Genomic DNA, 13486 nt, shown 5'->3' with positions numbered 1-13486 from the left:
GCGGGGTCGGTTAGGCGGTGCGGCGGCGGTCCAGCCACCACAGCACCATGGACGCGGCGCTCAGCACCACCAGAACGCCGCCGGCCACGATCGCGAGCATCCGGTCGGCCGTGTGCACGGCCGTGTTCTGCGCGTCGAGGACGAACGGCGAGATCACCAGCCACACGCCCGCGAGACCCACGACGGCGTCGGACCACAGGCCACCGCCGCGGTAGACGCGCCGGCCCGCGGTGAACGCGACGACGAGTCCGACCAGCATCTCGTTGATCTGCGCGTCCTTGGGGCCGGTCTGCGTGGCCATCGGCATCAGCAGGAGCACCGCCGAGACCACCAGCATGAGCAGGCCGAGGAGCTGATCGTGCGCCCCCTGACGCAGGACGTGCGGCGGGTTGGCCACCCGGGGCTTCAGCCCCCGGTCGATGTGGATCACCATGGCTCCTCATCTCCTCCGGGTCGTGCGGCGCCCGGCGGGTACCCCTGATGCCGCGGCCTACACGGGCGCCGGGAGACACCCCTGGAGTCGCGCGAGACACCCCCTGGAGTACGGATGTGGCGTCGCCCGGCACGGGGCAGGCCGCGCGCGACCGCTCGGGTGGGGATCGTGCCCCTGCACCCCGGTCGCCCCGTCCCGTCCGAGCGGTGAGACCACCGCCCACGGCCCTCGTCGCTTCCTACGGCCCTCCTCGCATCCGCCATGGACAGTCCCACAGACTTGTTGCAGATGAGATCGAGGACGGCCTACGGTGACGCATATGCAGTCCTACACCATCGGACAGGCCGCGCGGCTCCTCGGCGTCAGCCCCGACACCGCACGGCGCTGGGCCGACGCGGGCCGGGTCGCGACCCACCGCGACGAGAGCGGGCGGCGCGTGATCGACGGGAGGTCACTGGCCGCCTTCTCGGTGGAGATCGGACAGGGCGAGGACGACGACGCGTCGTACACCTCCGCGCGCAACGCGTTCCCGGGGATCGTCACCGCGATCAAGCTCGGCGACCTCGCCGCCCAGGTCACCGTCCAGGCCGGACCCCACCGCCTGGTCTCCCTCCTCACCCGGGAGGCCGTGGAGGAACTGGGACTGGAAGTCGGCGTGCAGGCCACCGCCCGCGTGAAGTCGACCAGCGTGCACATCGACCGCACCTGAGACCTCACCTCACGCGGGTCCGCGTACAGACGCCCCCGGCCGTCGGCGCGACCGGCCCGCCCCGCATCCCGAGACCTTCTCCAAGGAGCCCGACCCGCATGTCCGTCACCCGCACCCGCACCCGTCGCCGTACCGCCGCCGTCCTCACCGCCGCCCTGCTCATGCCGCTCGCCGCCTGCGGCACCGACGACGCCGGCAGGGGCACCGGCGGATCCACCGCCTCCGGCTCCGCGAGCGGCGACACCCCCGCGGCGAACCTCACCGTGCTCGCCGCCGCCTCCCTCACCGACGTGTTCGAGACGGCGGGTGCCGCGTACGAGAAGTCCCACCCGGGGACCCGGATCACCTTCTCGTTCGCCGGCTCCCAGGAACTCGTCGCCCAGGTGTCCCAGGGCTCGCCCGCCGACGTCCTGGTGACCGCCGACACCAAGAGCATGGACAAGGTGAAGGCCGACACCGGCACCCCGGCCGTCATCGCGCGGAACCGGCTCGTCATCGCCACCGGCGAGGGCAACCCGCACAAGATCGCGGGCCTGAAGGACCTCGCCGACACCAAGCTGAAGGTCGTCCTCGCGGCGCCGGAGGTCCCGGCCGGCAAGTACAGCAAGCAGATCCTCGACGCGCAGAACGTCACCGTGAAGCCGGTCTCCCAGGAGCCCAACGTGCGCGCCGTGCTCAGCAAGGTCGAACTCGGCGAGGCCGACGCCGGCCTCGTCTACCGCACCGACGCCACGAGCGCAGCCGACAAGGTCGACGCGGTCGAGATCCCCGACGCGCAGAACGCCATCGCGCAGTACCCCGCCGCTACGCTCAAGGATTCGAAGAACGCCCGGGCAGCCGCCGCGTTCGTCGCCTGGCTGTCCTCGCCCGAGGGCCAGAAGATCCTCCGGGACGCCGGCTTCCAGAAGCCGTGACCGACGCGATCCTCCCCGGTGACGGGCTGTCCGCACCGGGGGACCGGACAGCCCCGGCGCCTCGTGTCCCCGCCCGCTCCAAGCCGTCACACCCCCGGGACCAACGATGAAACGAGCAGACCCCCGCGTCGGCGGACGCCGCACGGGAAGCTCCCGGCCACCCCTCGTCCTCGCCCTGCCCGCGCTGCTGGCCGTGGCGTTCCTGGCGCTGCCGCTGACCGGCATCCTGGTGCGGACCCCGTGGGGCGAACTCGGCGACCACCTGACGTCGCCGGGCACGGTCGAGGCGCTGAAACTGTCGCTCCTGGTCTCCTTCTGGGCCCTCGGCCTCTCCCTGCTCCTCGGCGTCCCGCTGGCGTGGCTGCTGGCCCGTGTGCCGTTCCCCGGCAAGGCGTTCGTCCGCTCGCTGGTCCTGCTGCCGATGGTCCTGCCGCCCACCGTCGGCGGCGTCGCCCTGCTGCTCGCCTTCGGGAGGCGCGGGCTCCTCGGCCCCTGGCTGGAGAGCACCTTCGGCATCACCCTGCCGTTCCACACCTCCGGCGCCGTCCTCGCCGCCACCTTCGTCGCCATGCCGTTCCTCGTCATCAGCCTGGAGGGCGCCCTCGGCGGGCTGCGGCCCCGCTACGAGGAGACGGCGGCCTCGCTCGGCGCCTCACCCGTCAGGGTCTTCTTCACGGTCACGCTGCCGATGGTGGCGCCCGGGGTCGTCGCGGGAGCGGCGCTCACCTGGGCGCGGGCACTGGGCGAGTTCGGCGCCACGATCACCTTCGCCGGCAACCTCCCCGGCACCACCCAGACCCTGCCGCTCCAGGTCTACCTCCTGCTCCAGGACGAACCCGAGGCCGCCACCTCCGTCTCGCTGCTGCTCCTCGCCATCGCCATGGGCGTCCTCGTCGCCCTGCGCGGCCGATGGACCGGCACCCCCGCCGACCGCACGCACCAGGCCGCCCCCGAGGCGGGGCCGGACCCGGCCGGCCCCCACCCGGCCGACCCGGCGGCCCCGTCGCCCCCCACCGGCCGATGGGCGCTGCACGCCCGGGTCACCGGCTTCACCCGGGTCACCCTGGACGCCGAACCCGGCACCACCATCGCCGTCGTCGGACCCAACGGCGCCGGGAAGACCACCCTGCTCCGGGCCCTGCTCGGCCTCACCCCCCGCGCCCAGGCGGACCTCACCCTCGGCGACACCGACGTCACCGGCCTGCCCCCGCACCGCCGCCGCGTCGCCTGGGTCCCCCAGGACGGCGCCCTCTTCCCGCACCTGTCCGCCCTCGCCAACACCGCGTACGGCCTGCGCGCCCAGGGCGTCCCCCGGGCCGAGGCCCGCCGAGAGGCCCGCGCCTGGCTCGACCGCCTCGGCGTCGGCCCCCTCGCGCACCGCAAGCCGACGCAGCTCTCCGGCGGCCAGGCCCAGCGGGTGGCGCTGGCCCGGGCGCTCGCCGCCCGCCCCAGGCTGCTGGTCCTGGACGAGCCGCTCGCCGCCCTCGACCAGACCACCCGGGCACACGTACGGCACACCCTGCGCACCCACCTGGCCGGTTTCGGCGGCGTCTGCCTCATCGTCACCCACGACCCGGTGGAGGCCGTCTCCCTCGCCGACCGCGTGCTGGTCCTCGACGAGGGCCGCGCCCTCCAGGACGCCGCCCCGGCCGAGGTCACCCGCCACCCGCGCTCCCCGTGGGTGGCCCGGATGCTCGGCCGCAACGCCTGGCCCGGCACGGCCACCGCCGACGGCCTCGCCCTCGACGGCGGCGGGCTCCTGATCGCGGCCGAAACCCCGCCGCCCGGCACCCCCGCACTCGCGATCGTCGCCCCCGAGGCGGTGTCCGTGCACCGGGAGAGGCCCGCCGGCAGCCCCCGTAACGTCTGGCCCGGCACCGTACGCGAGATCACCACGAGCGGCAGCCGGCTGCGGGTCCTGGTCACCCCGGACGGGGCCCCCGACCTCGTCGCCGAGATCACCCCCCAGGCGGCCGCCGAACTCGGCCTCGCCGACGGGGTGTCCGTCTGGACCAGCGTCAAGGCGACCGAGACCACGATCGTCGCTCTCTGACCGCCCCGACGCCCCTCACGAGCACCCGGGCCCGACGGGGAGGCCCGAGCCGAGGTCCTGACCGGTCACCGGCCCGCCGGGCACGCGGACCAGAGACCCGCGCCGGACCGGCGGGCGGCGGACTCGGCCGCGGACATCGTCTTCCAGTGCTTGTCGTTGGGCTCGTACAGCACGGCCTTGGCGTGACCGCTGCGCACCAGGGACTCGTTGACGAAGACGCCGCTCTCGTTCCACACGTACAACAGGTAACGGCCGTAGCGGTCCTTGAGCTCGACGTCGATCTCCGTCCGCAGGATGCTGCCCGGTGGCAGCAGCCGGGCGGTACGGGCCGTGGCCTCGCGGCTGTAGCAGGCGCCGCGCTCGGGGGTGTCGATCTCGAGCAGGCGGACGCGGGCGACGGTGCCCTCCGGGACGATCCGTCCGGTGCCGCGTACCTCAAGCGTGTCGCCGTCGACGACACGGATCACGACAGGACCGTGCGGGGCGGCGGTCGCCGGAGCGGCGGGTGCCAGGACGCCGAGGCCCAGCAGTGCGGCGGCCGAGGCCACGACGGTGGTTCGCGGGCGTCGGGAAGACATCAGGACCACCCCTCTCGGGCGGGTTCTCCTCCTCCAGTACAGCACCGGAGCGGCGGGCGCGCGAAGCGCGTCGGCCGGCGGAACCCTCACGCCGGACCGGCACGGGGCTACCGCTGTCCTCCGGCCGCGGGTGACTTCTTCCGTTCCGCGCCGGCTCCGACCTGTACCTGCTGGAGAGTCCTGCCCGACGGGTCGGACGCGCAGGCGGTCACGATCCTCCGACACCGCCGCGGCGTACCGCCGCCCGACGGCCGCCTCCTGATCGGGGAGCCCGGGCTCCCCGAAGTCGTCGGTACGGGCGCCGCACGGTCTAGGAACCGGACCAGCCGCAACGCACCGTCTGAACCGAGCGCTTCCGGTCCCCTACGCTCGGAGCAGGCTGCCCATGAACAAGCCGCCACCTAGTCTGCTCGACTTCCGGCACAGGGGCTTCCGAGCCGCCCCTGTCCGTGCCGGCCGGGGGGAGGGGCTCCGTGGGGGCGCGTCCTTCTGAGGCGCCGGCGGCGTACGAAGCGGTGACCAGGGCTTGTTTCCTGGTCGAGGCGTACGGCTGCTGCGGTCTGGTCGTAGTTCAGGGCCATGCGCGATGCCCACCCGAAGCCCGGCATTCTGGTGGCACCCGACGAAGGGGTGGAGTCCGTCGGGTCCGGAGCGGAGCGGGTGTCGTCCAGGCCATGGTGTGCACGATCTCCTTGACCAACTCCAGGCCGTCTGCGGGTGCAGGAACGCGAACCGGGCGACCCTCTCGTCCTTCCAACCGGTCCGGGCGACGAACGCCGTCTGGCCCCCACGCAAGCCCGCCCGCCCTGTCGACCCGGCTCAGTCACCCTTCCCGGGGCGAGGGCCGGGTGGGTGTCCCGACCCTCGGCGGCGGGAATCCGCCCCCTTGCCGTCTCGAAGAACCTCGTCGGCAAGGGAAGGGCCCGGTGGGGTTGTCCGGAGCCTCCCGTCATGCGGATCGTGGTCGGCGCAAACATCCCGAGGAGACCCGGAGGTGGCCCGTAGGCGGCGACGGTCTGGGTCTTGTCCACGACCGGGATCAGGTCGGCGTTCTCGAACGAGGCAGTCTCGGCCTTGTTCCACAGCGGGCACCCGGCCTCGACCGGAAGGGTGGCGGCCTTCGCCGTCAGGCGGTCGCATGCCGTGTTCCGGATGTGGGCGAAGTTGTTGCCGTCGGGCGTGAAGGGGCCGGAGAGCAAGCCGGTCAGCTGTGAGGGACGCCGTAGAGCATGCCCGCATGGTGCCGCGCCGCCGCGGGGAGCGTCTTACGGCACGCCCGGGGCCGGTGCAGCTGGTTCGGGAGCACGGTCGGTAACCAGGTGAGCCGGCGCGGCAGGCCCCGGCTATATTCCATGCGTGGACGACGATGACGGGCAACTCCTCGCGGGTCGCTACCGGTTGAGGCGACTGCTCGGTCAAGGTGGCATGGGGGCCGTCTGGCAGGCCCACGATGAGCAGCTGGGACGGGACGTCGCCGTCAAGGAGTTGCGGCTGCCCGAGCATCTGGGCGAGGCCGAGCGGCAGAACTGGATCGCCCGGCTCGACCGTGAGGCCCGTGCCGCTGCACGACTGAAGCATCCGGGGATCATCACCGTTCACGACCGGATATCCGGCCCCGACGGACGGCCCTGGATCATCATGGAGCTGGTGAACGGCGGTTCCCTGGCCGATCTCATCGAGGCGCAGGGCGCGCTCACGCCCCAGCGGGCCGTCGATGTCGGGCGGCAAGTGGCAGCTGCGCTCGGTGCCGCGCACCGGATGGGGATCACCCACCGGGACATCAAGCCCGCAAACATCCTTCTCGAGGGGGACCGGGTCGTCCTGACCGACTTCGGGATCGCAGCCCTCGAGGGAGACGCCACCCTCACCGCCACCGGCATGATCATGGGTACGCCCGCGTTCATGGCGCCCGAGCAGGTCCGTGGCCTGCCCGCGACGGCCGAGTCCGATCTGTGGTCGTTGGGGGCGACGCTGTACGCCGCGGTGGAGGGGCGCCCGCCGTTCGAGGGGTCTGCCCCCAGTGCGGTCCTGGTCGCCGTCGTGACGGAGGAACCGGCCCCGGCGGTGCGGGCCGGTGCGCTCGGCCCCGTACTCGACGGACTGCTGCACAAGGATCCTGCCGCGCGTCTGACCATGGATCAGCTGCAGGACCGGCTGAACGACGTCGCCCTCACGGCTCCACCCCCTGCGGCGGCGGCCCCCGTCACGTTTCGAACCCCAACCATGCCGGCGCAGAGCCCCGCTGTGCAGCAGCTGGCCTCGCAGTCCACCGCCGCACCGGGGCCCGCACGGCACCGACGTTTCCCACCGTGGGCCAAGCTGGGCGCGATGACACTGGTCATCGCGCTGGTCACGTATGCCGGGTACTTCTTCGACAACCGGGCTGACGAGAACTCGTACGAGGCCAACCGGAGAGTGGCCGACGCCCTGACCGCGCCCACGGGCTTTTCCCGGCTGACCACGACCCGCATCGACCAGGACCGGGCACAAGTGACGTACACGTGGCCCGACCCGTGCGACAGTCATTGCGCCGACCAGGTGTCCGTGGTCGAAGAGTGGATGAGGACGCAGGCGGGCGTAGCCCGGGTCGACACCCTCGGGGCCGAGCTCGGCGGCTGTCTCGACGACGAGTTCGGTTGCCCCCTTCTTATCGAGCAGGCGCCGTCCTACAAAGACCCGACCCTTCAGGGCGCCGCACTCCAGACGGAGGGCGGCCGGCTCTCCTTCAGGGTCGACGTGGGCCGATAGCCGCCAGCCGCCGCCCCTGGGGCGGCGGCTGGCGGGAGTGACGTGGTGGAGCCAGCCGCGCCAGGTCCGGCCCCCGAAGTGGTTCAGCCCGAGGCCGTATTCGAGCTTGCGGTAGTCGTCCTCGATCACCATCGTCTGGGCCGACTGCGCCTACGCCGGCCAGCTCGTGATCTGGGCGAAGAAGTGCCTGGATCTGACGGTGAAGACGACGAAGCCGACCCAAGAACGCGGTCGGCTTCGTCGTCCTGCCCCGACGCGGGTGGTTGAAAGGTCGCCGGTCTGGGTCATGCACGCCCGCCGACACGCCCGCGACTACGAGCGGCTCATCCAGCACTCCGAATCACTGATCACCTGGGCCGCGATCACCCTGCCGGCGCACGCGGGGCCGTGAGGTGATGAGGGCGTCGGCCACCGGCAAGGGGTTTCGCCCGCCGTGCTGGTGGGTGCGTCGTCGCGTCAGTCCTGAGTGATCTCGTCGTCAGCAGCGCGAGCGACCACGTACACGGTGTCTTCCAGAAAGACGGCTGGGTAATGACCGGGGCCGGGGTCACATTTCCCGCCGTCAGCCCCCACCAGTTCATACGAGGTGGAGCCCCGGGCCCGCGTACTGGCCGCCGCCTTGCAGGCCGCCCTCTACGGCGACCTCGAACCTCTTGCCCGCGCCCTGCTCGAAGCGTCCTAACGGCGCTACCCAAGGCCGGGTTCCACGGCCGGGGGCCGGAGCAGGCGGGCTCGGGTGAGATCACCAGCTCCGGCTCCGTGCCAACGCCCCCACGCCCCGCGAGGCCACGCGTCCGCGCGGCCTGGCGCCTCCCGGCCCTCCAAGTCCGCGACAGCCCGCTCGGCGGCCTCGTCTCACCAGTCCGTGAGGTCCATCGCCCACGTGCAGTGCGGGTCCACGTCGTCCTTCCGCATGCGCTCGGTCTCGGTGACCAGCGAGGGAAGAGCGGCGGTCAGGGCGGTGACGGCCCCCGACGGACGCACATCGACCGCGACGATCCCATCGATGTCGTCCGCGGCCAGGTACAGGCGCAGAAGGTCCGGGGTCGGCAAGAGGAAGCCGACCATCAGCGGGTCGGGGAACTCTCCGGTGTACGGGTGGACGAGCGTGCGCATGATGGTCAGCGCCCGCTCCTCTACGGGCTCCGGCGTGGGCTCCACGGCCGCCAGGTCGACGCGAATCACCGGCACATGCGGCAGCTCGGCGCTGAGGCTCTCTTGCGGATCGACGTGCGGGCCGGTCAGGAGCGTGCGCAGCACCCCTGTGACGTGATCCGCGGTGACGGGCTCACCACCGGTGGTCAGGGGGAACTCGTAGAGGGTCAGGTCGGGTGCTTGGCTGGCGACCGGCGGGCCCGTCGCCAGCCGGATCGCATGCGCCGGTGGCGGCGCCGGCAGGACGCCCCGCAGATACCGGTCGCCCGCGACCGGCGCCAGGGCATGGTGGAACAGCAGGCCGGTGAGGGTGGCCTGCTGCTCCGTAGTCTCGTCCCACATGGTCACTCGTTGATCCAGTTCGGGCACTTGTTCACGCCCTTGCAGTAGGCGGTGATCACGCCGATCTTCTGGCCCCTGCCGGCGTCGTACCGCGCGTCGGCCGTCTTCTGCGCGTACTGCGCGATGACGATGATCTTCACCTGGCGGCCGCCGTTGACAGCGACACCCCAGTACTCGAGGCGCGCGCCGTTCTTCTTGTCGACCTTGCCGGCGATGGCCGCGTTGACGATGCCGCACTTCTTGATGTTGTGCTTGCCCGAGAAGTGGTTCCACCCAAGCTCGTGGTTACCGACGCGTGTAGGGACGGTCCGGCCGTCCGGGTCCGTCTGCGTGCACTTGACCGACTTGTTCCAGAACGGAGCGGCATCCGCCGGATGGGCAGTCAAGCCGAGGACCGCGATCGTGGCAGCCAACGCTGCGGTCTTCCTCATGGAGACCACGATGACACCAGCCTGATGCCACGTCACGGCGTCGGTAGCGCATGTGGGTGACCTCAAAACGAGTCACTTGCTGCTGCTGCCGCCAGGTCCCCGCGCCCGGGCCGCTCCTGTCCGCGCGGCGCACCCGCCGGTGGTCGTGCTCGCGACGTCGCGGAGCTGTGCCGGAGGGACGGCTGCCGCAACGTCGCCGTCAGGGCAGGAGCGGCGACCTGGGTGCGGACGTCGTCGGCCACCTGGCCGACGGCCGCAAACTGGTGATCCAGGTCAAGAAGTACGCCCCGCACCGAAGCGTGGGCTCGCAGGGCATGCAGAAACTCGTCGGCACCGCCCGCCTCAAGCACGGCGCGGACGCCGCCCTGTTCGTCACCACCTGCCGCGCGTTCCCCAGGGACGCGCTTGTCCTGGCGCTGCGCCAGGACATCGTGGCCCTGCACCGCGACCTGCTCGGCTCCTGGGGCAAAGGCGCTCACCTGGAGACACCAATCCCCACTCAACGGCAGCGGCGGCACCAGGCGCCGCTCCTCCGCCTGAGCGCGTCATCTGGCCTGCGGGCGGACGCCGCATTTTCCCCTGCGTGGCCCACTCATGAGTTGTGACGTGCCAGGATCGGTGTCATGGCGGTCCTCGGGGTACGCATTGAGTTCTACGAGAAGTCGGCGACGTGGGCGAGCCGTCTCAGAACATGCTGGGCGCGCTTACCGCGACCACGGATTCAGGGCCGCAGGTGGCCCGGCGTGGGGGAGCTGTTCTCGCTGACCTCCCTGCGGGTCGGGCCGCGTGAGCACCACGTCGGCGTCGACTTCACCGGGCACGGCCCGTTTCTGCCGGTGCGGGCGGTCGAGCACTACCCGACCCCCATGGACGATGAAGACAACCCAGGCTGGAACGGGAACTGGAGCGTGGGCCGCTGGTCCACGGCTGGGCCGACCTGCGGTGGACACTGGCCCGGGTCAAGACGCTGATCGGCCGGCTGTTCCACGTGAGCGACACCGTGGAGGGCATGTGGCTGCTGCTGCAGCGGCACGGCTGGTCCTGGCAGCAGCCGGCTCGGCGGGCGATCGAGCGTGACGACGCGGCGGTCGGGGCCTGGAAGAAGGAGACCTGGCCGCGGGTACGAGCACCGCGGCGGCATGTGACGGCTGGATCGTCTTCGAGGACGAAGCCGGGCAGTCGATGACGCCGCCGCGAGCGAGAAGCTGGGGACGCATGGGCTCAACGCCAGTGGTCCGGGTCCGTGGCCGGGGGTCCATAGCCGGGCCGACCTGCTACAAGCCGGGGAAGCGGTCCCGGACGTTCTCCTCGGTCCGCGAGTACCGGGGCCGCAAGGGCGAGCCGAAGGGCATCGGCTGGCGCGACCTGTGCGACCTGCTGGTCAGAGCGCACATCCAGCTCGGCGGCCCGATCGTGCTGGTCTGGGACGACCTGCGCATGCACCTGGTCGAGGCGATGCGCCGATTCATCGCCGACCACGCGGACTGGCTCACCGTGCTCCAACTTCCGTATCACGCACCGGACTTGAACCCGCAAGAGGGCATCTGGTCACTGGTCAAACGCGACATCGGCAACCTCGCCGCAGCCGACCTCGGCCAGATCACTCGCGCCGTCAAGCGCAGGCTCAAGCAGATCCAGTACCGTCCGGACCTGGTCGACGGCTGCCTGACCAGCACCGGCCTGATCACGGACGGCTGGCCGGCATCACGCATTCAAGCTCAGGCAATAGCTTCGAGCGTTTCTAGACAGTGACTAAAATCCGCCCTTGAATGACAGTGTGGCGGTCAGTAAATTCAGCTGCCCGCCGGACTGTTGTCCGGCGCCGTAGGTCGATATGCAGGGAGACAGGGATGCGCAGCAGGTTTTGAACCTGCCGCTGACTCGTGAAACGCGGGCCAGCGGGGTTCTTCGTCAGCTTGGTTGCCCTGACAGGGCACCGTCCGAGGGAGAAGTATGCCCTCAGTCGGACACCAGGTGACCCCGCTCGCGTATCCGAGGAGTACACCTTGCTGGACCGTTTGATCGACCTCCTGTCTCAGACCCGGACCCTCCGCGCCCTGCTGGACTTCTGCACCATCGTGGTCCGTCTGCTGCCCGCGTTGGTCGTGATCGTGGCGCTCATCCCCTCGTTCGTCGTCTTCGCGTTCATCTCCGCCGGGGCACGCAGGTCGGTTCTCGACATCGTGGACCGCCTCACGAACTGGACCCTCGCCCGCTACTGAAGTCGATCGAGTGATGTCGGTGCCGCTCGCCTGACAGCTGGCCGGCGGCACCGACCTGGCCCTGTGGGCGTCGGGTCGACGGACCCGAAACCGGTCGAAGCCCGAAGCTGCTGGTCAGCTACGGTGGCGGCATGCCTGAAAGCCTGCCCGAGGATGTAGCCGACGTGCTTGGCCTCGTCCTGAACTCGGACGAGCCGATTCACGTCCCCCTCCGACGGCAGGTGCCCCGACTCAGGGTGCGATCCCGCTGCACGTGTGGGTGCGGCACTGCCTACTTCGACCTTGACGCCGACGCGTTGGAGCCCGCGCCAACGGGCCCCGGCACCGTCGTGGCTGCCGACGTGCAGCTGTTCACCGAAACCGGCGAGTGCCCTGGTGAGGTCTTGGTCTTCGCGCGAGGCGGCTACCTCTCATGGCTGGAGGTCTGTTCTTGGAGCGATGACGTCGAGGTGAACCTCTCCGCGGCGCGGCGCCGGCTACAGCCGTCGTCCTGAACCCGAGCCGGTAACAGCCGACGTCTCGGACCCTGACGCCGCCACCACGGGTCGACCGACATCACGAGTTCAAGTTCAGTAGGTTCGACCCGGCGATGTGAGAGATTGTGAGAGATGAGAGGGTCACGCGGGTGAGTGAGACACCGACGAACACCCTGCAATACCGCTCCGACGGGCGAGAAGACGCTCCGGTCCTGGTCCTCGGGCCGTCCCTGGGGACCACCTGGCACATGTGGGACCGCCAGATACCCGAGCTCTCCCGCAGCTGGCGCGTCGTCCGTTTCGACCTGCCCGGGCACGGCGGCGCCCCCGCCCACCCGGCCGCCTCCGTCGCCGAACTCGGCGACCGGCTGCTCGCGACCCTCGACGAGCTCGGCGTCCAGCGCTTCTGCTACGCGGGCTGCGCCCTCGGCGGCGCCATCGGCCTCGACCTCGCCCTGCGCGCGCCGCAGCGGGTCGCCTCCCTCGCCCTCGTCGCCACCTCGCCCCGCTTCGGCACCGCCGACGAGTTCCGCCAGCGCGGCGTGATCGTGCGCACCAACGGCCTGGAGCCGATGGCCCGCAGCGCGCCCGAGCAGTGGTTCACCCCCGCCTTCGCCGGCGCCCAGCCCGCCATCGTCGACTGGGCCGTCCAGATGGTCCGCGCCACCGACCCCGGCTGCTACATCGCCGCCTGCGAGGCCCTCGCCGTCTTCGACGTCCGCGAGGCCCTGGGCCGGATCGGCGTGCCCGCCCTCGTCCTGGTCGGCGCCGACGACCGGGTCACCGGCCCGGCCGAGGCCCGTACCCTCGTCGCCGGCATCGCCGACGCCCGGCTCGCCGTCGTCCCCGGCGCCTCCCACCTGGCGCCCGTGGAGCAGCCCGCCGCCGTCACCGAACTGCTCACCGGCCACTTCGCCGAGATCGTCCACGACTCCACCGGCGCGCTGAACGCGCCGCCCGTCCCGCCGGTCTCCGCGCCCCTCCTGCCGGCCGACGGCACCGCCCCCGCCCCGGCCGCGGCCCAGGAGGAGGAGCCGCGCCCCGACCCGTACGAGACGGGGATCAAGCTGCGCCGGGAGCTCCTGGGTGACGCCCGGGTCGACGCGGCGCTCGCCGACGACTTCGGCAGCGACCTGCAGGACCTCGTCACCCGCTACGCCTGGGGCGAGGTGTGGAGCAGGGACGGCCTCGACCGGCGCACCCGCAGTGCCGTGACCCTCGCCGCGCTGGTCGCCGGCGGCCACCACGAAGCCCTCGCCGACCACACCCGGGCCGCGCTGCGCAGCGGTCTGACCCCGGACGAGCTGCGGGAGATCCTCCTCCAGACCGCCGTCTACTGCGGCCTGCCCGCGGCCGAGAGCGCACTGCGGGTGGTCGGCCGTGTGGTCGCGGAGGAGACCACGCCCCAGGCGTAGGCTGCGGGCC

At 71.7% G+C, this 13486-nt stretch carries 12 protein-coding genes and 2 pseudogenes; 10 read left to right on the top strand and 4 right to left on the bottom strand.

The window, feature by feature from the left end; genetic code table 11:
* Positions 1-10 precede the first annotated feature (10 nt).
* Positions 11-433: an SPW repeat domain-containing protein gene (locus ABD954_RS06195; RefSeq protein ID WP_345484764.1), complete on the bottom strand. Its 423-nt coding sequence runs from the start codon at positions 431-433 to the stop codon at positions 11-13.
* A gap of 319 nt (positions 434-752) precedes the next feature.
* Here ABD954_RS06195 and ABD954_RS06190 point away from each other — a divergent pair, with 319 nt between their 5' ends.
* The 3 genes from ABD954_RS06190 (at position 753) to ABD954_RS06180 (ending at position 4109) form a co-directional block, all read left to right on the top strand.
* On the top strand, positions 753-1142 hold the full coding sequence (locus tag ABD954_RS06190; protein WP_345484763.1) for a TOBE domain-containing protein: 390 nt from the start codon (positions 753-755) through the stop codon (positions 1140-1142).
* A gap of 98 nt (positions 1143-1240) precedes the next feature.
* Positions 1241-2056: a molybdate ABC transporter substrate-binding protein gene (gene modA / locus ABD954_RS06185; protein ID WP_345484762.1), complete on the top strand. Its 816-nt coding sequence runs from the start codon at positions 1241-1243 to the stop codon at positions 2054-2056.
* Positions 2057-2162: 106 nt separating this feature from the next.
* Positions 2163-4109: an ABC transporter permease gene (locus ABD954_RS06180; protein ID WP_345484761.1), complete on the top strand. Its 1947-nt coding sequence runs from the start codon at positions 2163-2165 to the stop codon at positions 4107-4109.
* Positions 4110-4174: 65 nt separating this feature from the next.
* Here the strand turns inward: ABD954_RS06180 and ABD954_RS06175 are convergent, their stop codons facing one another.
* Entirely contained in the window at positions 4175-4687 is a 513-nt protein-coding gene (locus tag ABD954_RS06175; protein ID WP_345484760.1) for a thermonuclease family protein, read from the bottom strand.
* 1356 nt (positions 4688-6043) lie between these two features.
* Here ABD954_RS06175 and ABD954_RS06170 point away from each other — a divergent pair.
* Positions 6044-7435 carry a serine/threonine-protein kinase gene (locus ABD954_RS06170; protein ID WP_345484759.1) on the top strand — a complete coding sequence of 464 codons (1392 nt, stop codon included), beginning with the start codon at positions 6044-6046 and terminating at the stop codon, positions 7433-7435.
* Between the two features lie 124 nt (positions 7436-7559).
* A pseudogene (locus ABD954_RS06165) lies at positions 7560-7805 on the top strand (IS5-like element IS4811 family transposase); the annotation flags it as partial.
* Between the two features lie 485 nt (positions 7806-8290).
* Here the strand turns inward: ABD954_RS06165 and ABD954_RS06160 are convergent.
* Positions 8291-8959 (bottom strand): hypothetical protein, encoded by a 669-nt coding sequence (locus ABD954_RS06160; protein WP_345484758.1) that lies wholly within the window; start codon positions 8957-8959, stop codon positions 8291-8293.
* Positions 8935-9363, bottom strand: a complete 429-nt coding sequence (locus ABD954_RS06155; protein ID WP_345484757.1) for a hypothetical protein — start codon at positions 9361-9363, stop codon at positions 8935-8937. The genes ABD954_RS06160 and ABD954_RS06155 overlap by 25 nt, the downstream gene beginning before the upstream one ends.
* Before the next feature lie 167 nt (positions 9364-9530).
* On the opposite strand from ABD954_RS06155, the gene ABD954_RS06150 reads away from it, so the two are divergent.
* The 5 genes and pseudogenes from ABD954_RS06150 (at position 9531) to pcaDC (ending at position 13476) form a co-directional block, all read left to right on the top strand.
* Entirely contained in the window at positions 9531-9968 is a 438-nt protein-coding gene (locus ABD954_RS06150; protein WP_345484756.1) for a restriction endonuclease, read from the top strand.
* A gap of 281 nt (positions 9969-10249) precedes the next feature.
* Positions 10250-11115: pseudogene (locus ABD954_RS33565) on the top strand (IS630 family transposase); the annotation flags it as partial.
* 254 nt (positions 11116-11369) lie between these two features.
* Entirely contained in the window at positions 11370-11585 is a 216-nt protein-coding gene (locus tag ABD954_RS06135; RefSeq protein ID WP_217171192.1) for a hypothetical protein, read from the top strand.
* Positions 11586-11716: 131 nt separating this feature from the next.
* Positions 11717-12079 carry a hypothetical protein gene (locus ABD954_RS06130; RefSeq protein ID WP_345484753.1) on the top strand — a complete coding sequence of 121 codons (363 nt, stop codon included), beginning with the start codon at positions 11717-11719 and terminating at the stop codon, positions 12077-12079.
* A 131-nt stretch (positions 12080-12210) separates the two neighbouring features.
* Positions 12211-13476 carry a bifunctional 3-oxoadipate enol-lactonase/4-carboxymuconolactone decarboxylase PcaDC gene (gene pcaDC / locus ABD954_RS06125; protein ID WP_345484752.1) on the top strand — a complete coding sequence of 422 codons (1266 nt, stop codon included), beginning with the start codon at positions 12211-12213 and terminating at the stop codon, positions 13474-13476.
* Positions 13477-13486 lie beyond the last annotated feature (10 nt).

Source organism: Streptomyces roseoviridis, from assembly GCF_039535235.1.
Taxonomy (GTDB): Bacteria; Actinomycetota; Actinomycetes; order Streptomycetales; family Streptomycetaceae; genus Streptomyces; species Streptomyces roseoviridis.
This window is presented reverse-complemented; position numbering and strand designations above follow the sequence as displayed.